Here is an 18,460-nt window from a genome sequence, read left to right on the forward strand (position 1 = left end):
TCGAACTAAGGCGAATCCTATGGAAACTCTTCGCACGCTTCCGGGCGACGACGTCCGGCAAATCATGTGGCGCTTCGCCGACCGCTTCGACCTCCAGATGGCCGTCCAATCCGCCCGCTCCGTGGCCAGGGGAGTGGTCGCCCGGCTCGTGGCCGAAGGCGCGCGCCATTCCCACGAATGGACCGAACAGAAAGCCCAGCTCCTTGCCGCCTTTGACGAAGCCGGCATCACCGCCGTGTTCATGGACCCCCATCAGGGCGGTTTCATCGAAGGCCCCAAGAACATGGCCCTGGCCCTGGTCGCCTTCGAGCTGGCCTGGGTCGACGCCGGCGCGGCCACCTGCTCCCTGGCCGGCAACCTGGCCCTGTCGCCCATCCACGAGCGCGGCACCGACGAACAGCGCGACCACTACATGAGCCTGGCCGCCCCCACGCCCGGCCAGACCACCTGGCGCGGCGCCTTCGCCCTGACCGAGCCCCTGCCCTACGTCGGCGTGGACACGGGCGTGCTCGTTGGCAAGGTCCGCGTGGACTCCTGGGAAGAGGGGGGGGAACCCATGCTCCTGGTGGACAAGCGCGGCCGCTTCATCACCGGCATGGACTTCGCCAATTTCGCCACCGTGGCCGTGGATACCGCCGACCCGCGCATCAAGACCTCCTGCATGGTCATCCTCGAGGAGACCGACCCGGGGCTCTTTGACCGCGGCGCGCCCACCCTCAAGATGGTCCACCAGCTGTCCTCCACCCGCGATCCGGTCTTCAGCATGAAGGTGCCGGCCAGCCGCATCATCGGCGGCTACACGGTCAAGGACGGTTGCATCGTCCCCAACTATTCCCACTCCGAGATCATTGCCGCCGTGTTCCACCGCACCCGCGTGCCCGTGGCGCTCATGACCACGGCCAAGCTGCTCTCCGCCGTGGAGCCGGTCATCCGCTACCAGCGCGGCCGCTTCCGTGGCGGCGACGCCTGCGCCGAGGGCACGCCCAAGTACGAGCTGGGCATCCAGCAGAAGCAGGACGCCCCCATCCGTCTGGCCGAGGTCTGGGCGGCCGGCGAAGCCGGCGCGTCCCTCGGGTTCGGCACGGCCCGGCTCTTCGACAATCTCGACCCGACCGAAAAGGCCAAGGACAAGGCCCTGGCCGACGCGGGCGTCACCGGCATGCGCGCCCAGTTGACAGCGCTCAAAAAGGTCCTGCCCCAGTCCGTCGAATACGTGAATCTGCTTTTCACCCCCGAGGACTCCCGCGACGCCGACCGGTTCGCCGCCCTCGACGCCGACCCGGTGGTCAAATACCAGGCCCTCGAAGCCGAGGCCGGCGTCCTGTGCCCGGCCTGCAAGCTCTGGAACACCGGCGGCGGGGCCACCGTCATGCGCGAGGCCGTGGCCATGATGGGCGGCTACGGCATTACCGAGGACTGCCCGGGCTTCCTGTTCCACAAATGGAGCGACGGCCAGCTCGAGGCCACCTACGAAGGCCCCGAATGCGTGCAGCGCCGCCAGCTCTCCATCACCATGGCCAGCGACATCTTCGCCGTCTACCTCGACAACTACATCGCCGAGATGGACCGCGTGGCCGCGACCAATCCCGAGACCGGCGCGGCGACCGTGGCCGCCGGCTTCAAGCTCTGGAAGCACTCCCTGCAAGTCCTGGCCAAGGGCAAGGACGCCGACGGCAAGAAGCTCTACCACAGCAACCGCCAGGCCGTGACCTTCCCCCTGGCCGACGCGCTGTGCCCGCTTCTGGCCAGCCGCCTGTTCATTCTCGATATCCTGGAACTGGCCGCCAAGGGCCCGGAAAATCCGGTCGTGGCCGAGGGCCTCGACGGCTACGTCTCCTTTTTCAGCGACCTGTCCAAATTGCAGGCCGCCAAGGCCGCCGGCGAGGCCGCCCGCGTGTGCGCGAACCTCGTGTGCGGCTACGCCCCCGAGGGCGCGGACCTGGCCGCGTTCGCCGCCCTGCGCGCCGCCGTGGACATCTCCATGGCCGGAGCCGGAGCCGCCCGCGAACGCGCCGGCCAGGCCATCACCCAGGTGATGATCCCGGAAGCGCTCGATTATCCGCTGTAACTGGGGGGTGGGGCTCCGCCCCAGACCCCGCCAGGGCGCTGCCCTGGACCCGCCGGGGGGCTTGATGCCCCCCGGGCCCCCCTTTACCGGGTCGGGATGATGGATGACAGTGCGGTTGGGACAGGCGGACGGCGGGGACGCCGAACGTTTGTCGCCGCAATCGGCCCGGCGGCACGCGGCGCTGCGCGCCCCGACGCCGGACGCGATTGCGGCGACAAGGTGCGCCAGCGGCGAAGCGCCGCATTGGAAGCCAATTTGGTTAGGCTACAACCCCTGTAAAGTTTTTTGGGGAGGGTGGGGGTCCGGGGGAGGGAACCCCTTTTTTTCAAAAAAGGGGTTCCCTCCCCCGGCTCCTCGCTCAACGGAGGACATGACGTATGGAACGGCAGGTCATGGAGACGGACATCGTCTGTGTTGGGTTTGGCCCGGCCATGGGTGGATTTCTGACCACGCTGGCCCGGGGCATCGTCAACGAGGACGGCTCGCCGGTCATGGAGAGCGAGCTTATGCCCGGCATGCCGCCCCAGGTCATCTGTTACGAGCGGGCCGACGACGTGGGTGTGGGCGTTTCCGGCGTGGTGTCCAAGGCGCGCGGCATCCGGGCCAGCTTCCCGGACATGAAGCCCTCCGATGTGCCCATGTGCGCGCCGATCACCGACGAGAAGGTCGTCTATTTGCTCGATCCCGTGGGCGCCAGCCGCCGGCCGCTTCTTATGCGGATGAAGGACAAGGTGATAAAGGCCCTGGGCAAGCGGCTGCCGGGCTATGCCGACATGGCCGTGGAGCTGCCCTATATCCCGGAGTTTTTACAAAAGCACGGCGGCATGACCTTTTCCATCGGCCAGTTCAACCAGTGGGTGGGCGGCAACGTCATGGCCACCGGCGCGGCCCAGATCTGGCCGTCCTCGCCCGTGGCCGAGCCCCTGGTCGAAAACCGGCAGGTGGTCGGCGTGCGCCTGGCCGACCAGGGCGTGGACAAGGCCGGCAAGCCCGAGGCCGCCTACATGCCGGGCATGGACGTGCGGGCCAAGCTCACCGTCGTCGGCGACGGCCCCGTCGGGCCGGTCGGACGCGCCCTCGACAACCTCCACGGCCTCCCCGCCGGCCATCACCACCGCGACTACGCCGTGGGCATGAAGATGGTTATCGACCTGCCCGGCCATTGTCCCTGGAAGGAAGGCACGGTCATCCACACCATCGGCTTCCCCGAGCCCGAGATTTTCGGCTTCCTCTACGTGCTGCCCGGCCGCGTCGCGGCCATGGGCATCTTCGTGCCCTCCTGGTTCGACAATCCGGTGCGCACGGCCTACCGCTACCTCCAGCACTGGATGCAGCACCCCTACATCTGGAAGAACATCAAAGGCGGCGAGCTGCGTTCCTGGGGGGCCAAGACCCTGCAGGAGGCCGGCAAATCCGGCGAACCCTACCTCGTCGGCAACGGCTACGCCCGCATCGGCGAGGGCTCCGGCACCACCAACGTCCTGACCGGCTCCGGCGTGGACGAGGCCTGGACCTCGGGCGTGCTTCTGGGCGAGGCCGTGGTGCACCTGCTGGAACAGGGACTGCCCTTTACCGCCGAGAACCTGGAAAAGACCTACGTGGCCAGGCGCCGGGCCTCCTGGCTCGAAGAGGAAGCCAGGATCGCCGCGCGCTCCCGCGAGGGCTTCGCCGCTGGATTCCTGCCCGGGCTCATCGGCATGGGCCTGTGCGGCCTGACCAAGGGCGCGCTGTGCTGGCCGGCCGCATCCAAGCCCACCTGGAAACGCATTCCGAGCATCGAGGAATACTACCGGGGCCGCATCTCCTGCGAGGATATCGCCACCATTCGCCGCGAAGCCACGGCCAAGGGCCGGCCCCTGCACGATGCGCTCATGGACCGCGTGGGCTGGCCGGCCATCGTTTGCGACGGCAAACTGCTCGTCTCGCACCAGGATGCGCTGCTTTTAGGCGGCAAGGTCCAGGCCGCGCCCGGCTACGCCGACCACGTGACCTTCGAAAACCCGGATGTCTGCCGCGCCTGCTGCGAGAAGACCTGCATCGAGGCCTGCTCCGGACAGGCCATCACCACCAATCCCGACGACGGCGTGCCGCTGTTCGATAGGGAAAAATGCGTGCACTGCGGGGCCTGCCTGTGGAACTGCTCCAAGCCGTCCCTGGCCGATCCCGAACGCACCAACGTGGTCTTCAAGGCCGCCGCCGGCGGTTTGCACTCGGCCGAGAACTGAGTCGGCAGGAGAGGCTCCGCCTCTCCTGCACCTCACCGCCGGGGGGCTTGATGCCCCCCGGTCCCCCCTTTACACTTTGCCGGGCGGGACCATGGCAGGGGTGCGGGAGCCCGGATATTTGTCACCGCAATCGGCCCGGCGGCACGAGGGGCAAAGCCCCTCGACGCCGGACGCGATTGCGGCGACAACCGCGCCAGCGGCGAAGCGCCGCATGAAATGGCAAAAGATAGAGCGTTGGGTCATATTTTTTAAGAGTTTTTTTGGAGGGTGGGGGTCCGGGGGCGGGGACCTTTTTTTGCAAAAAAAGGTCCCCGCCCCCGGTTCCATCCCTTCCTCCCCCCTCAAAAGGAGTGCCTATGTTCCATATCGTGGTATGCGGCGGGATTGTGCCTGATCCGCTGCAGACGCTGGAGCCGGTCAAGGGTCCGACCGGCTGGGGTTTGAAAAACGAATTGATGTTGCCTTCGATCCTGGATCCCTGGGCGGCTTGTTCCTTGTATGAGGCGGCCCAGCTGGCCAAGACGCAGGCTGGCAGCAAGGTCTGGCTGGTCTCTCTTGGTCAAAAGGCCAAGTTGCAGCAGGTGATGATGACCGTGGCCCAGAAAGCGCCATTCGAGCTGGTGGTGGCCGATGGCCCGGCCGGCGGCTTCATGGATTCTTCCGAGGTGGCGAATGCCCTGGCCGTGGCCATCGAGGGCATTGCCGGGCTGGACAAGTCCAAGCTGCTCGTTTTCGGCGGCTGGATGTCGGCTTCGCGCGGCTCCGGTTCGACGCTCCAGATCCTGGGCGAGAAGCTCGGCATCGTGGACCAGTTCCAGGGCGTGGACAAGCTGACGGTCGGCGCGGACGGCTCGCTCGAGATCATGGAGCGCGTCGAGGGCGGGGCCTATCAGGTTTCGACCTGCGCCGGCGCTCCGGCGGTTCTCGGTTGGGCCACGGGCGAGCTGCCCGAGCCGCCCAACAATCCGCAGGTGGGCATGGCCAACATGCGCCTTGTCATGCCGGCCCTGCAAAAGGCCAAGCCGGCCGCTCTGGACGCCGCCGCCATCGACTACCAGTCGGTCGCCGTCCCGGCCCAGAAGCGCGACACCCGCGTGGTCAAGGACACGCCTGTCGAGGACATCGCCAAGGAAATCATCGCCTGGATCGAGAGCTAAGGGCTGGAGGCACGATTTATGGATACCGTTCTTTTTTGCGCGCATACCGAGGCTGACGGCAGCCTGTCCGTCGCCTCCCTGGAAGCCCTGACCGCAGCCAAGACCCTGGCCGAGGGGCTGGGCGCGCCCTATGCGGTCGGGCTTTTCGGCGCGGATGTGGCCGCCGCCGCGAGCGTCGTGGCCGGCTGCGGCGCGACCGCCATCCACGGCGTGTCCGGCGAGGCCTTCGGCGTTTCCCGCTACGCCACCGACGCCGCCGCCATGGAGGCCCTGGCCAAGGCGGCTTCCGCCACCATCATCGTGGCCACGGACGATTCCCGCGCCTCCCGGGCCATGCCCGGCGTGGCCGCGCGCCTTGGCGGGCGCATCGACGCCCACGTGACTGGCCTGGCCGTCAAGGACGGCAAGCCGGTGGCCACGCGCGGCTATTACCGCCAGCGCATGCAGGCGGAGCTGACCCGCGCCGCCCGGCCCTGGTGCCTGACCGTTTCCGCCGGCTGTTTCGCCGCCTACGACGGCGCGCCGGGCGAGGCGTCCGTCACGGCGGTCGAGGTCCCGGTCACCGAGGCCATGACCCGCACGACGCTCAAGGCCGTCATCGCCCCCTCGGCCGACGAGCAGACCATCCGCCCCGACGCCAAGCTCCTTTTCGTGGCCGGCGCGGGCTGGACCAAGAAGCAGGCCGACGGCGCGTCCCATGTGGCCGATGCCGGCGAACTGATCCTCGGGTTCCTCGGCCGGTCCAAGGCGTCGCTCGGCAGCAGCAAGTCCCTGGTGGATATGGGCGGCGACGGCGAGGCCGTGCTGCCGTTTCTCACCCACCTGCATCAGGTCGGGCAGACCGGAGCTACGCCGCGCCATCCCAAGGGGCTGGCCACCTGCTGCCACGGCGAGGAGCCGCATGTGGTCGGCTGGCGGTTTGTCGGCGAACGCCGGGCCGTCAACCTCGACCCCTCCTGCGGCTGGGCGCAGGGCAAGGCCGACGTGCTCTACGTGGCCGACGCCTTCGCCGTCATGAAGAAGATCAATGAGTTGTTAGGGTAAGAGAGGGGAAAAACCGGGGGAGGGGACCCTTTTTTGAAAAAAAGGGTCCCCTCCCCCGGACCCCCACCCTCCCCAAAAACTTTCGATAGGGGGATATCCTTCCGCAAGGGAGGGTATCCTTTTTTTATTGGGGAGATTGGGCGGTACGCAGGCCGCAGGCGCGCTCGCAGCGGTTGCGCATGGTGTCGGCGGGAAGGTTCAGGTGCGCGGCCACACAGGCCTGGCATAGGGTGGCCGGTTGGGGCAGGCCCGCTTTTTTGGCGTTTTCCACCACCATGGCGAAGACCGCTTCGGCCAGATCGGCCCGGGCCGGAGCGAAGTCGGAGGTCCGCGTGTACAGGGCCGGGCTGCCCTGGCTGCGGTCCTGGATGACGACGAAAAGAAGCAGCCCCAGAAGGGCCGAGGCGAGCACGATGGTCTTGACAAGGCGCATGATGTTTCCCCCACATTTTGGCCTCGGCCCGTCCTTTACGGCGGGCCGGGCGTGTGCCATAGGCCAGAAAAGCTACGGACTGGTTGTAGCCCGCCTGCGGGGACGCGATCCAATCGCAATGTCGGAAGAAGTCCTTCCGAATCCCTGAAGGGAAAACGACGCCGGGAGGGGCGTTGTGGAATACTACCATCTACGGACCTTCGTGGCCGTGGCCGAGGAAGAGCACCTGACCCGGGCGGCCGAGCGCTTAAACGCCAGCCTGCCCGCGGTGAGCGCCCATGTGCGCGGCCTTGAGGAGGAACTCGGGGTGCCGCTTTTCACGCGTACGCCAAAGGGCATGCGCCTGACGGGCGAGGGACAGGCGCTTTTGACCGAGGCCAAACAGGCCCTCGCTGGTCTGGACGCCGTTCGGGCCAGGGCCGGCAGCCTGCGCCGGGACGTCACGGGCGTGGTCCGCATCGGCCTCAACAACGAGGCCGGGCGCATGCGCGTGCCCGAAATGCTGGCTGTTCTTTCCCGCCGCCATCCCGGGGTGGAAGTGCATCTGACCGATTCGAGTTCGGCGAACATTCTCGATAACGTGCGTCAGGGAAAGCTCGATCTGGGCTTTATCTATGACAATATCATCGAGCAGGGGCGCGATGTCGTGACCGTGCCCTTGGAGAACGTGGACATGGCCGTGGTCGGTCCCACCTCCTGGGCGGACCGGGTTTGTCTGGCGGACTGGGAAACGTTGGCCGGGTTGCCCTGGGTCTGGTTTTCCCAGCGCTGTCCGTTTCAATATTTGCTGGAGGCTTGCTTCTCCTGCCGTGATCTGCCGCTCAACAAGGTCATGGTGGGGGACAGCGACGCCACGTTGCGGACTATGGTCGCGGCCGGCATCGGGCTGACGCTGCTGCGCCGCGACGATGCCCTGGAGGCCGAAGCGGCCGGGGAAGTGTGCCTGTGGCAGCGGGAAGGGCTTACCCTGGGTTTGTCCCTGATTTATCGGCGGGAGAAGGCCGAGGATCGGGTGGTCGCGGCGGTGGTCGCGGCGGTGTCGGAAGTCTGGGGTTTGCCCGGGCATCGGCGGTAACGCGAAGTTTGTTTTTTTGCGGGAGATGGAAGTGATGCGTGAGGCGGCGGTGACGCCTGATCGGGATTATTTTTTCTGGCGGGTCGCGGGCGGCATGGTTGTGCTGGTGCTGGCCCTGTCGATTCTGGTCCTGGCCCAGTCGGGCTACCAGGACGAGGGCACATTGCCCAACGAGTCTCTTACGGGAAGCTCGCTTGTCCGTGCCGACGGCAACCCACAAACATTGGCGGCTCCGGAGCGGGAAAAGGCCCGGCCTTGATCCGGCGGCCGCGTGCCGTATGCGCCCGCGTCTCGCGGGCGGTATCCGTTCTGGGCGAGGCCGGGGAGTAACGATGCGCGATCAGGAAACGGATGGAGATTTGCCGCGCGAGGTGGCCTGGCTTTGCCGCGAAGGCGAGTCGCCCATCCGGGCGTGGCGGGAACATCTGGGCGTCACGCCGGAAGAGTTGGCCCGGCGTCTGGACATCTCGCCGGCCGCCGTGGCCCAGTTCGAAGCCCGCTCGGCCCGGCCCCGGGCGGCGACGCTCAAAAAAATCGGCGCGGTCCTCGGCATCTCCTGGGAGCTCTTGCGCCGGGATCGTTAAGAGACCGGGGGGAACCCTTTCTGTAGAAAGGGTTCCCCCCGGACCCCCCTCCCAAAGACTTTTAACGGTGACAGTCTGATATCGTTAAAAGTTTTTTGGAGGGGAGAGCGCGAGAGGGGGACCTTTTTTTCAAAAAAGGTCCCCCTCTCGCACATCCTTTTTCCTTCTCTTCCTACCTACATATACCCCAAATCCGAGAGCTCGTCCGCGATCTGGTCCGCCTGCGCGCCGTCGGTGCCGGCCGCGCCTGTCGTGCTGGCGGTGGCCGTGGTGGTTTGCGGCGGCCGGGCGGCCAGGGTTTCGGCCGTGAAGGCTCCGGCCAGCACGTGGCCGTCCATGTTTTCCGGCACGGCCTCGTCCAGGGCGTAGAGCAGCGTCGGCGTCACGTCGGCCATGGCCGCGTCGGCAAGCTCCACCCCGGCGGCCACGCCCGGGCCGCGCAGGGCGAACACCCCGTACTGTTCGTGGCGGCCGCTCCATTTGTGCGTCGCGAAAAGCCCGGTCGGCGCGCCCTGCTCGTAGAGCGCGATCTCGTGGGGCACCAGCACCTGGTAGCCGGGCGCGCACAGGGTGATGACGTCCGGCGCGTCGGTGACGGCCGGGCCGTTGTAGAGTTCTTCCCGGGCGTAGACGGCGGCGAAGGGATGGGCCCCGGTTTGCGGGTCCACGATGGCGAGCAGGCCTTCCTTGAGCCGCCGCGTCAACTCCGCCCGGTCGGCTTCGCCCACCAGCTTGGGGTTGAAGAAGATCCCCCCGGCGATGCCTTCCGACACGCAGGTCGTCTTGTCCCAGTCCACGATGGCGGAAAAGAGGTTGTTGATGCGGGCGAAGGCCTTGGACTTGGCCTTGCGCCGGGCTTCCAGCACGGATTCGGGCAGGATCGCCTTGGCCAGGGCCACGAGCGTCTTTTTGAGCCCCGACGGCGCGTGCCGGCCGCCCGCCAGGGCGGACAGCTCGCCGGAGAGCGTCAGGAAGCCGTTGTCCATGAGCCAGCGGTTGAGAAAGATGGCGCGCCTAAGCGGCCCGGCGCCGTGGTCGGAGACCAGGGCCACGGCCGTATCCGGCGGGCAGGCGTCGAGGATGCGCCCGAGCGCCGCGTCCAGGCGTTCGTACACGGCCTCGATGGCCTGGCCCAGGGCGGCGTGGTCGGGATGGGACGGGTCGCGGTAGCCCCAGAAGAAGTGCTGCACCCGGTCGGATTCCATAAAGATCGAGCAGAAGTAGTCGAGGGGCTTTTGGGCCATGAGCCACAGGGTCAGCTCGCAGCGGGCGTCCACGCCCGCAAGCAGGTTTTGCAGGTAGCGCTCCGGGTCCGGGTCCATGTTGGGCGAGTCCCGGCAGGGGCCGAAGCGGGCTTCGATTTCCTGGCGCAACTCGGGGGGATGCACGTAATCCTCGGCGTAGGACGGGGTGAACATGCCCGAGATCACGAGGCCGCTTATGGGGTCGGGCGGCCAGGTCACGGGCACGTTGACGGCCCCGGCCGGCCGGCCCCTGTCCGAGAGCACGGCCCAGATGGGCGCGGCCCGGCGCATGGCCGCCGAGACGAAGCGCACCTCGTGGCTGGCCGGGTCCAGGGTCAGGGCGTCGAAAATGCCGTGGCGGCCGGGCGTGCATCCGGTGGCGAAGCTCGTCCAGGCCACGGGGGTGACCGGCGGCACGGTGGAACAAAGGGGCGCGTGCACGCCGGCTTCGAGGAATTTTTCCAGCACCGGCATGCGGCCGGCCGCGATCATGGGTTTGACAATGTCGAAGGTGGCGCCGTCCCAGCCGACGACCACCACGCGGGATGCTTTCATACGTTTTCTCCGGGGGTCTCCGCGCCTTGCGGGCGCGGGCGCATGACGGAGCGCAGTTCCAGAAGGTCGCGGCGGCCGAAGGCCTTGAGCCCGGCCAAGACGGCCACGTACACCAGCGCGCCGACCGGCGCGCCGACAAAGGGCATGTTGCGCAGGAGCGCGCAGGCCCCGAGGCAGGCCCCGCCGGCGCACAGCACCCGCAAAAGCGGACCCGTGGCGTGGGACCGGAAGCCGTGGCGGGCGGCGAAGCGCGTGGAAAAGGCCAGAAGCCAGAGGTACGAGCCGAGGGCCACCACCGCCGAGCCGAGCGCGCCGTAGCGGGGCACGGCGTAGATGTTGCCGGCGACATTGAGAGCCAAAGCCGCCGCCGCGTAATAGAGGGCATAGCGCTGGCGGCCGATGGCCACGAGCACGTTGTTGACCAGCATGTCCAGGGCCAGGGGGGCCATGGCCAGGGAAAGGATGCGCAGGATTATGACCGATCCGACGTACTTGGGGCCGAAGATCAGGATGCAGGCTGGCTCGGCGTAAAAGGCCAGCAGAATCGAGGGCAGGACCATGGCGTGCAGGGTGTGGCGGAAGATGAGCCGAAACAGGCGTCTGGCGGCCAAAGGATCGACCGGGGCCAGCCGGGCCAGGGCCGGAAACACGGCCAGCATCAGCGCCTGGGGCAGGATCTCGAGCTTGAGGATGAATTCGTGCGGGGCCTGGAAATCGGCCACGGCCGCGAGGTCGGCCAGCCAGGTCAGGGCCAGGGTGTTGGCCCGAAACAGGTTCTGGTGGAAAAAGACGCCGAGCCCCACCACCGACGAGGCTCCGAGCATGCGCCACAGCGCGGCCCGGTCGAAAGAAAACGAGGGGCGGCAGAGATACCTGCCCGAGACGTACCAGACGAGCAGCATGTGCAGGGCGGCGGCGGCGAAAAGCCCGGCCAGAACGCCCGTGTAGCCGAGCCCCAGCCACAGGGCCAGCCCGACCAGGGTCAGGGAGGCCAGCCCGGAAACGATGGACAGCGGCGGCTCGTAGCCCATGCGCTCGTAGGCCTGGAACACGGCGCAGCCGAGAAGGCTCAAGGAGCGGCAGGCCTCGACGCCGAAGGCCAGGGCCAGGCCGATGGCGGCCGGTCCTTTATAGCCGGAAAAATAGCCGATGGCCGCCAGGACCATCCCGGCCACGACGAGCAGGCCCAGGCGCAGGGTCAGCGCCTGTCCCACGGCCGCCGGGGCGCAGCCCCGGTCCATGGCCATGTCGCGGATCATGATCTGCTGGATGCCGAAATAGGTGACCGCGACCACGGCCCCGGCCAGGGCCATGATCGAGGCGTATCGGCCGAAATCGTCGAGGGACAGGACCCGGGCCACGGCCAGCAGCACGAAAAAGCCGCTGGCGATCTGGACCAGCCGGGAAACGGCCAGGGAAAGGAAGTTGCGGGCCAGCGACCGTGGCGGCGGCGTCACGCTGTGGCGCTCCTTGGCTGACGGTTGGCGGGCTGCTGCCAAATCCCCCCTGGCTGGGGTGGCGTAAAAAGTCCAAAGCCTCGCGCAGGTCGGCTACGCTGCGGCCCTGAACTTTTTTTGCGCCTTGCCGGCGGGAATTCGCATCAGCCCGCGGAAAAGGTCTTTTGCAACAGGCTGCCTGCGGCACGATGTCGCCTCGTCGGTCGCGATCCGGGACGACGGATCGGTGGAAAAGCCGCGGCCAAGGCGCGGGCGAACATTTTCAATGCCTGCCATGAAATAGCACGGCCCACGGGGGGCGTAAACAGTCGGGACAGATACGCCCGGTGGGGGTTAGGCGCGGGACGCGTCAAAAGAAAGGCCGTCTTCCGTCCGGTGGAGACGGCTCGGCGCGGGCAACGAGGCGCGCGCCGGCGCAATCAGTACGGCTCCCGGGCGCAGGGCAGCGTGGCGGCCAGGGCGGCCAGCCGGGCGCGGGGCAAATGGTACAGGGCGAAACTGGCGTTTTTGGCCGCGAGATACGGGGCCAGATCGGCCGGGACGCCGGATTTGGGCAGGTCCAGGGCCACGAACACCTTGCCGCCCTGCGGTCCCTCGAGCATCTGGCCGGGCAGGCGCACCCGCCAGCGTTCACCCAGCGTCAGGCCCAGAAACGACCATTTCCAGGGGTCGGCCGAGCATATGCCGACATCCTTGGCCCCGGCCGCGACCAGGGCGGTCCGGATGGCGTCGATGTCGCAGTCGATGGCCCGGTAGCGGCCGTGGTTGCGCACGTAGTCGGGGTAATCCATGTCCATGGCGGCATAGACCGGGCGCAGGCAGGCAAAGGACAGCTGGAGCACGAGAAAGGCCATGGCCAGGGCCTTTGCGGCCGGCAGCGGGCGTTTCATCCAGCCTGATCGGGCAAGACGCGGCAGGGCGCTTTCGGACAGGGCGGCATAGAGCGGCAGGGACAGGGTGAAGGGGTAGAAATAGGACAGCCCCTTGCCCGCCACCCAGGGGGTGTCCCGCAGCGTGAAAAGGGCGAAAGCGGCGAGCGATGCGGCGGCAAAGGCCACGGCCGCCAGCGGCGCGTCATGGTCGCGGTCGGCAAGGGCCCGCGCGATGCCGGCAAGGAACAGCGCGGCCAGAAGCAGGGCGAACAGTGTGACCACGATGGGATGGATGTGGAGAAACGACAGGCCGGGCAGTTTGGAAAAGCCGTCCCCGGCGAGGGTGACGCCGAAAATGCCGGCGGGGATGTTCTTGAACAGCCAGGTGAAGTAGGCCTCGCTCCACAGTTCCGGCGCGATGGTGGTGAAATGGATCTGGGCCAGCATGTGGGCGTAGAGAAAGCGCAGGGGCCAGGTGGCGGCCAGGCCCACGGCGAATCCGGCCGCCTGGACGAGTCCCTGGCGGCGGGTGAGGCGTCCGGACAGGCCCAAAAGGCCGAGGAACGCCGCGACCGCGCCGACGACCATGGGGAAGATTTCGGTATAGTTGACGAAGCAGGCCAGATACGAAAGCCCGAGCAGGCCGGCGCGGCGGGCGATGTCCGGGGCGCGTTCCGGCGGCGGCAGGGAAATGGCCCAGGCGAGCAGCACGGTCAGCGGCAGGGCGTTGATCTGGGAGAAGGCCCGGATGTCGAGCACGAACTGGCCGTAGAACCCCGTGGTCATGACCAGGGCGGTCAGGGCCGCCAGAAAGGGCGAAAAGCCCATGGCCGCGAGAAAGGCCAGCAACGCGGCGTAGAGCAGGACGAAACTCGTCATGGTAAACGGGTATTGAAAATCCACGATGCCCATGCCGGCCAGCTTGGCGCCGTAGGCCAGCATGGCCCCGCACGTCCAGCGGATGCTCAACATGGAGCGCGGCGGGCCGAGCATGGGGTCGTCGGCCTCCACCTCCTCGGGGGAATGGGTGAAGGCCCAGGCCCGGGGGTGGGCGTCGAAATACTTGGCCAGGAACATGTAGATAAACGAGTCGCTGGCGTTGCCGCGAAAGACGGCATAGCCCTTGTTGCCGGCGGCAAGCGGCGCGGTGAGCAACCCCAGGCACAGGACCGCGCCGGTGAGCCCGGCGACAAGCCTTTTGCCGCGCACGGCGGCCAGACGCGCGAGCACGTTCCGGCGCGCGAGGACCAGACAGGCCAGCGAGACGAGCAGAAGCCCGCCGGTGACGGGGACCATGGCCGCGCCCACCGTGCCCTCCCGCATGAGCCAGCAGGTGAGCCCGACGCTGACCAGGGCGTATCCGGCGGCCGGGGCCATGGCCAAAACGGCCGGCAGGCCCACGCCACGGGCCAAGACGGCCATGGGCCCGAGCCCGACGCCGGCGAACACGGCGCAATTGACGACAATGGCGAAAACGGCTTGCAGCATGAGACGGATTATTTGGCGTCGCCCGGCAGGGTGACCGTGACGTCGCAGCGCATGCCTTCCTTGATGCGCAAGTCGTGGTTGGGCAGGGTGATTTCCACTCTGTAGAAGGAAGGCTGTTGCAGCATGGCCGGCTGGGCCACGAAGTCGACCTTGCTGATGGTGGAGTGGAAGGTCTGGCCGGGCAGGGTATGGAAGACGATGGACACGGGGTCGCCGACCTTGAGTTTCTGGGCGGCGATTTCGTGCACCGAGGCCCGGACGATGATGGGGTCGAGGCGGCCGATGGAAATGAGCGAGGCCTGCTTGGTGAAGGCCATGCCCGGGACGAGGCGGAAGTTGGTCCACAGCACGTAGCCGGCGGCCGGAGCGCGGATGTAGCCGATGCGCGGCAGGTGGTGGACGTCCTGGTTCTTGCCGTATTTGGACTTGGCGATGATGACGGCGTTGTCGTAGCTCTGCTTGGCCAGGTCCAGCTTTTCCCGCAGGTAGTCGCGCCGCAGGAGCAGGGCCTCGATGTCGCGGATGCCCATGCGCACTTCGATGGGGGCGGCGGAGTTTTCGGCGGCCATGTTCTCCAGGTCCGCCTGCTTCTGGCGCGTGGCGGTCAGCTGGCTTTCCACGTAGGCCAGCGCGTGCTCGACGTCGTCGAGTTCGGCCCGGGACAGGGCCTGCTTTTCGGCCATGAGGTTTTCCAGCGGCATCTCGTAGGTGATGAGGATCTGATCCTCGTCCACCTTGTCCCCCACCTTGAGCGGGGCCGAAAGGATGCGCAGGCGGCTCATGTCCGAGCCCATTTCGGTGGCGGATTTCGACTCTTTTCTTTCGTCGGGCAATTCGTAGACATTGGCCTGGATGCCGGTGCCCTGTTTGGCCGCCTTGGCGGCGTTGGTGCTAAACGGCCAGGTGATCTCGTATTTGATGGGGCAATAGCTTTTGCCGAGAAAGGTCAGGGTCGCGGCCGCGGCCGGGCCGGGCAGGCACAGGGACAAGACGGCCAGCAGGGCCCAGAAAATGCGTATGGGTTTCATGATATGCCTGGGTGCGAAATTAAGGATTGACGGCCCACGGCCGCTGGGTCGCCTGATACCGCACAACCGCCCGGACCACAATGTGGGCGCAAGCCTTGCGCGAGCGCCTGAAATCCCTTACCAGGAAAGCAGGTTAAGAGCCAGTCAGGGAAATCCATGCCGCGAGTCCCCGCTTTTTTTTCCGGTTATCGCCGCGTCTTCGCGGTGATGGCCTGCCTGTGCCTGGTCGCGGCCCTGGCGGGTTGTACCTCGCATTCCACGCCGCCGCCGCTCAAGGGCACCTCCAAAAATCATCCCGCGGGCCAGCCCCAGCGGCGGTCCACCCTCGGCTACGGCGACGAAGTGTCCATCGAGGTGTGGCGCAACGACGACCTCAAAACCACCGCCCGGGTGGACGCCGCCGGCGACATCAACCTGCCCCTGGTGGGCGAGGTGCCGGCCGGCGGGCGCACCGTGTCCGAATTGCGTGTCGCCCTGGCCAAGGCCTACGCCAAATATATCGTCGATCCCCAGGTGATGGTGAACGTCGCCACCCTGCGCAGCCAGACCGCCATGGTGCTCGGCGAGGTCAAAAGCCAGGGCGTGGTCACCGTGGACCATGACATGAGCCTGTTCGAGGCCGTGGCCCGGGCCGGCGGCTTCACGGACAACGCCGGGAACTCCACGGTGGTGCTGTTGCGGCCCGAAGGGGAGAAGCCCCATGCCTATATCCTCGATATGCGCCTGGGCGCCAAGCTCGGCGAGGGCGTGGCCGGGTTCGACCGCTATCTGGAGGGCGGCGACATCCTCTATGTTCCCAAAAGCAACTGGGCCAGCGTGGAGCAGTTCATGAGCCGCATGACCTCGGTGCTCAACACCCTGGTCAACGCGGAACGCTTCGTCATCTTCATACCGCAGCTGCGCGACGCGATGGACGATCTTTTCAAGGGGCCGAAGGATCAGACAACCGTGGTCACCCAATCCCAACCCGTGGCCGGAGAGGTGTTGAGCAACCGCCAGGGCGGGGTCATTTCGGTGGATTAGATGGAATTGCGCGCGCTTTTGCGCTTGCTCTGGCGACGCCGCAAACTCATGGCCTGGGTGTTTGGCGTCGTGTGCGGCGGGCTGGCCCTGCTCACCCTGATGGCGGAAACCCAGTACGTCTCCTCGGCCAAGGTCTACCTGTACCACTCCTCGACCAAGGCTTCCCTGCTCTCGCGCATCTCCCTCGATTCCCCCATGGCCGGAAGCGCGTCGCTGACCGACACCGAACGCTCCACCTACGAGGATCTGGCCACGACCGTCCCGGTGCTGCGGCCCGTCATCCGGGAGCTGCACCTGGCGCGCAAACGCAAGTCACTGCAACTTGTCGAGTTCATTCCTTTCGTGCGTTACCTGTTCGACCATTTCGCCCCGGATCTGGGGCGGCGGGCCATGACGTACGAGGAGCTGACCAACAAGTCGCTGGTCCACCTCATCTTTCCCCGGCCCTATATCAAGGCGGCCATGGTGGAGGATTCCGACATCCTGGAATTTTCCTCCTCGGCCGATTCCCTGGAACTGTCCATCGCCCTGGCCAACGCCGCCGCCCGGTCCTTCGTCGCCCGCGAGACGGCCATGCGCCAGGACGAATGCCGGCTTTTGGCCGAGGCCGTGGACAAGGAGCTGCCCAGGGCCCGGGCCGCCTTCAATCAGGCCCTCGACGAGCAGCGCGACCTGCGCCGGCGGGAGAAGATCGTGGACCTGTCCACCGCGGGCGAACAGCTCGTCACCCGCTATTACACCCTGACCTCCGACCGCGACGCCAACCGCCTGAGCCTCATCAAGGCCCGGGGCATGCTGGCCAACGTCAAGGCCCAGCTGGCCAAGCGGCCGGAATATCGCAAGACCTCGCAGTCCCTCCAGCGCTCGGGCCTGATCGACTCGGTCAAGCTGACCCTGCGCGACCTTTATATGGACCTGGCCTCGGCCAGGACGCGCATGACCGCCGAGCACCCGGCGGTCAAGGAAATCGAGAACAAGATCGCCGAGGCCAAGCGCATCATCAAGGGCGAGGCGCAAAAGGTGTTCGGCTCGGAAACCGTGTCCACGGACCCGACATACAGCTATCTGAGCGAGCGCGGGGCCGAATACACGGCCCAGGTGGCCGGCTACGAAAGCCAGGACGAGGCCTACGGGACCCTGCTCGCCGCCCTGGAGAAGGAAGCCGAGGCCCATCCGGCCAAGCTCGCGGCCGACGCCCTGGTGGCGGTCAAGGTGGATGCGCGGCAGACGTTCGTCAACAACCTCAACCTGCTGGCGTCCACGGCCGCCGCCGGCGAGGGGCTCGACCTGTCCCTGGCCCATATGGTCGAGCCGGCGACGATTCCGGGCAAGATCGACGACTACAAGCGGCCCAAGCTGTCGTTGATGCTGGCCGTCGGCGTGCTTCTCGGCGGATTTCTGGCCGTTGTCGCCGCATTGGTCGCGGCCTACGTCGACGAGGCGGTTTCCGGGACGGCGGGGGCGCGGGAGGCTGGAACGACGCCTCTTGGCTGCGTGCCCCGACGCGACAGGGCCGCCCGGGGGCAGGCCCTGCGGCGGCTACGCGAGGCCCTTTGCCCCGCCGGCGACGACGGGGCGCGTCTTCTGGTTGTGGCCGCTGCCGATGAGGCGGTGACCGCCGCCGAGACGTATGGCCTGGTGCTCGATTTGGGCCGGACCGTGGCCCGAAGCGGCCGGACGACCCTGGTCGTCGACGCCGACCTGCGCCGGCCCGGCCTTGCCGTCGCGGCCGGACTGCCCGCTGGCCCGGGCCTGGCCGAGGCGCTGGAGGGCGAGACGCCGCTTGCCTCGGTGCTCGTGCCCGGCGACGAGCCCTCGCTTTGGATTTTGCCGGCCGCGACGGCCCCCGTGGCGGGGGATGCGGCCGATCGCCTCATGGACGGGCCGGCGTTGCGGCGGGTTCTGGCGGAACTGGCCGGCCGTTTCGACCGGGTGCTCGTCTGCGCCGCGCCGTGCTCCCGTTCCGGCGACGCCTTGACGCTTTCCCGGCTGGCCGGGGGGATGGTGCTGGTGGCCGGGCTGTACCGCACGCCCGGACCGGTCCTGGCCCGGGCCGCGTCCGAGGCGTTGGCCGCGACCGGCCGCGCGCCGTACGCCCTGCTCGACGGCGCGCCCGACGACGATCTGACCCCGCGCGAACAGTGGCTGGCCATCCGCCGCCGCCTGCGGCGCGCCAAGGCCGCGCCGGCCGTCTGACGCGGACGCTT

15 protein-coding genes are annotated in these 18,460 nt (G+C 67.4%); 9 read left to right on the forward strand and 6 right to left on the reverse strand.

Features of this window, described 5'->3' with window-relative positions:
- Positions 1-19: 19 nt before the first annotated feature.
- The 4 genes from DESFRDRAFT_RS02970 (at position 20) to DESFRDRAFT_RS02990 (ending at position 6,494) form a co-directional block, all read left to right on the forward strand.
- Positions 20-2,068 carry an acyl-CoA dehydrogenase family protein gene (locus DESFRDRAFT_RS02970; RefSeq protein ID WP_005990960.1) on the forward strand — a complete coding sequence of 683 codons (2,049 nt, stop codon included), beginning with the start codon at positions 20-22 and terminating at the stop codon, positions 2,066-2,068.
- A gap of 377 nt (positions 2,069-2,445) precedes the next feature.
- A complete protein-coding gene (locus tag DESFRDRAFT_RS02975; RefSeq protein WP_005990961.1) occupies positions 2,446-4,293 on the forward strand; it encodes a hypothetical protein in 1,848 nt (615 codons plus the stop codon).
- 356 nt (positions 4,294-4,649) lie between these two features.
- The gene (locus DESFRDRAFT_RS02985; RefSeq protein ID WP_005990963.1) at positions 4,650-5,450 is read left to right on the forward strand and encodes an electron transfer flavoprotein subunit beta; all 801 of its coding nucleotides are present in this window, start codon (positions 4,650-4,652) and stop codon (positions 5,448-5,450) included.
- Between the two features lie 18 nt (positions 5,451-5,468).
- On the forward strand, positions 5,469-6,494 hold the full coding sequence (locus DESFRDRAFT_RS02990) for an electron transfer flavoprotein subunit alpha/FixB family protein (RefSeq protein ID WP_005990964.1): 1,026 nt from the start codon (positions 5,469-5,471) through the stop codon (positions 6,492-6,494).
- 124 nt (positions 6,495-6,618) lie between these two features.
- On the opposite strand, the gene DESFRDRAFT_RS02995 is transcribed toward DESFRDRAFT_RS02990, so the two are convergent.
- A complete protein-coding gene (locus tag DESFRDRAFT_RS02995; protein WP_005990965.1) occupies positions 6,619-6,927 on the reverse strand; it encodes a hypothetical protein in 309 nt (102 codons plus the stop codon).
- A 175-nt stretch (positions 6,928-7,102) separates the two neighbouring features.
- On the opposite strand from DESFRDRAFT_RS02995, the gene DESFRDRAFT_RS03000 reads away from it, so the two are divergent.
- From DESFRDRAFT_RS03000 to DESFRDRAFT_RS03010, 3 genes are all read left to right on the forward strand, one after another.
- Positions 7,103-8,002, forward strand: coding sequence for a LysR family transcriptional regulator (locus tag DESFRDRAFT_RS03000; protein ID WP_005990968.1), 900 nt, complete (start codon positions 7,103-7,105; stop codon positions 8,000-8,002).
- A 31-nt stretch (positions 8,003-8,033) separates the two neighbouring features.
- Positions 8,034-8,261 (forward strand): hypothetical protein, encoded by a 228-nt coding sequence (locus DESFRDRAFT_RS03005; RefSeq protein ID WP_144004889.1) that lies wholly within the window; start codon positions 8,034-8,036, stop codon positions 8,259-8,261.
- A 73-nt stretch (positions 8,262-8,334) separates the two neighbouring features.
- Positions 8,335-8,586 (forward strand): helix-turn-helix domain-containing protein, encoded by a 252-nt coding sequence (locus tag DESFRDRAFT_RS03010; protein WP_005990972.1) that lies wholly within the window; start codon positions 8,335-8,337, stop codon positions 8,584-8,586.
- Between the two features lie 176 nt (positions 8,587-8,762).
- On the opposite strand, the gene DESFRDRAFT_RS03015 is transcribed toward DESFRDRAFT_RS03010, so the two are convergent.
- The 5 genes from DESFRDRAFT_RS03015 to DESFRDRAFT_RS03030 all read right to left on the reverse strand — a co-directional run bounded on the left by DESFRDRAFT_RS03015 (position 8,763) and on the right by DESFRDRAFT_RS03030 (position 15,230).
- The gene (locus DESFRDRAFT_RS03015; protein ID WP_005990974.1) at positions 8,763-10,385 is read right to left on the reverse strand and encodes an alkaline phosphatase family protein; all 1,623 of its coding nucleotides are present in this window, start codon (positions 10,383-10,385) and stop codon (positions 8,763-8,765) included.
- Complete coding sequence (locus DESFRDRAFT_RS03020; protein ID WP_005990976.1) at positions 10,382-11,842, reverse strand: flippase; 1,461 nt, start codon at positions 11,840-11,842, stop codon at positions 10,382-10,384. The genes DESFRDRAFT_RS03015 and DESFRDRAFT_RS03020 overlap by 4 nt, the downstream gene beginning before the upstream one ends.
- Before the next feature lie 93 nt (positions 11,843-11,935).
- A complete protein-coding gene (locus DESFRDRAFT_RS21750) occupies positions 11,936-12,118 on the reverse strand; it encodes a hypothetical protein (RefSeq protein WP_144004890.1) in 183 nt (60 codons plus the stop codon).
- 143 nt (positions 12,119-12,261) lie between these two features.
- Positions 12,262-14,202 (reverse strand): hypothetical protein, encoded by a 1,941-nt coding sequence (locus DESFRDRAFT_RS03025; protein ID WP_005990978.1) that lies wholly within the window; start codon positions 14,200-14,202, stop codon positions 12,262-12,264.
- An 8-nt stretch (positions 14,203-14,210) separates the two neighbouring features.
- Positions 14,211-15,230 carry an efflux RND transporter periplasmic adaptor subunit gene (locus DESFRDRAFT_RS03030; protein ID WP_005990980.1) on the reverse strand — a complete coding sequence of 340 codons (1,020 nt, stop codon included), beginning with the start codon at positions 15,228-15,230 and terminating at the stop codon, positions 14,211-14,213.
- A 156-nt stretch (positions 15,231-15,386) separates the two neighbouring features.
- Between DESFRDRAFT_RS03030 and DESFRDRAFT_RS03035 the strand changes: the two genes are divergently transcribed.
- Positions 15,387-16,253, forward strand: a complete 867-nt coding sequence (locus tag DESFRDRAFT_RS03035; RefSeq protein ID WP_005990983.1) for a polysaccharide biosynthesis/export family protein — start codon at positions 15,387-15,389, stop codon at positions 16,251-16,253.
- Positions 16,254-18,449, forward strand: coding sequence for a GumC family protein (locus DESFRDRAFT_RS03040; protein WP_005990986.1), 2,196 nt, complete (start codon positions 16,254-16,256; stop codon positions 18,447-18,449). It begins immediately after the preceding gene.
- Positions 18,450-18,460: the final 11 nt, after the last annotated feature.

It is taken from the genome of Solidesulfovibrio fructosivorans JJ] (assembly GCF_000179555.1).
In the GTDB taxonomy this organism is placed as follows: Bacteria; Desulfobacterota; Desulfovibrionia; order Desulfovibrionales; family Desulfovibrionaceae; genus Solidesulfovibrio; species Solidesulfovibrio fructosivorans.

Coding starts and splice junctions, on each gene's coding strand:
- DESFRDRAFT_RS03010 (WP_005990972.1), top strand. CDS start 8,335: ATGCGCGATCAGGAAACGGATGGAGATTTGCCGCGCGAGGTGGCCTGG.
- DESFRDRAFT_RS03030 (WP_005990980.1), bottom strand. CDS start 15,230: ATGAAACCCATACGCATTTTCTGGGCCCTGCTGGCCGTCTTGTCCCTG.
- DESFRDRAFT_RS02990 (WP_005990964.1), top strand. CDS start 5,469: ATGGATACCGTTCTTTTTTGCGCGCATACCGAGGCTGACGGCAGCCTG.
- DESFRDRAFT_RS02975 (WP_005990961.1), top strand. CDS start 2,446: ATGGAACGGCAGGTCATGGAGACGGACATCGTCTGTGTTGGGTTTGGC.
- DESFRDRAFT_RS21750 (WP_144004890.1), bottom strand. CDS start 12,118: ATGGCAGGCATTGAAAATGTTCGCCCGCGCCTTGGCCGCGGCTTTTCC.
- DESFRDRAFT_RS03025 (WP_005990978.1), bottom strand. CDS start 14,202: ATGCTGCAAGCCGTTTTCGCCATTGTCGTCAATTGCGCCGTGTTCGCC.
- DESFRDRAFT_RS02995 (WP_005990965.1), bottom strand. CDS start 6,927: ATGCGCCTTGTCAAGACCATCGTGCTCGCCTCGGCCCTTCTGGGGCTG.
- DESFRDRAFT_RS03035 (WP_005990983.1), top strand. CDS start 15,387: ATGCCGCGAGTCCCCGCTTTTTTTTCCGGTTATCGCCGCGTCTTCGCG.
- DESFRDRAFT_RS03015 (WP_005990974.1), bottom strand. CDS start 10,385: ATGAAAGCATCCCGCGTGGTGGTCGTCGGCTGGGACGGCGCCACCTTC.
- DESFRDRAFT_RS02985 (WP_005990963.1), top strand. CDS start 4,650: ATGTTCCATATCGTGGTATGCGGCGGGATTGTGCCTGATCCGCTGCAG.
- DESFRDRAFT_RS03040 (WP_005990986.1), top strand. CDS start 16,254: ATGGAATTGCGCGCGCTTTTGCGCTTGCTCTGGCGACGCCGCAAACTC.
- DESFRDRAFT_RS02970 (WP_005990960.1), top strand. CDS start 20: ATGGAAACTCTTCGCACGCTTCCGGGCGACGACGTCCGGCAAATCATG.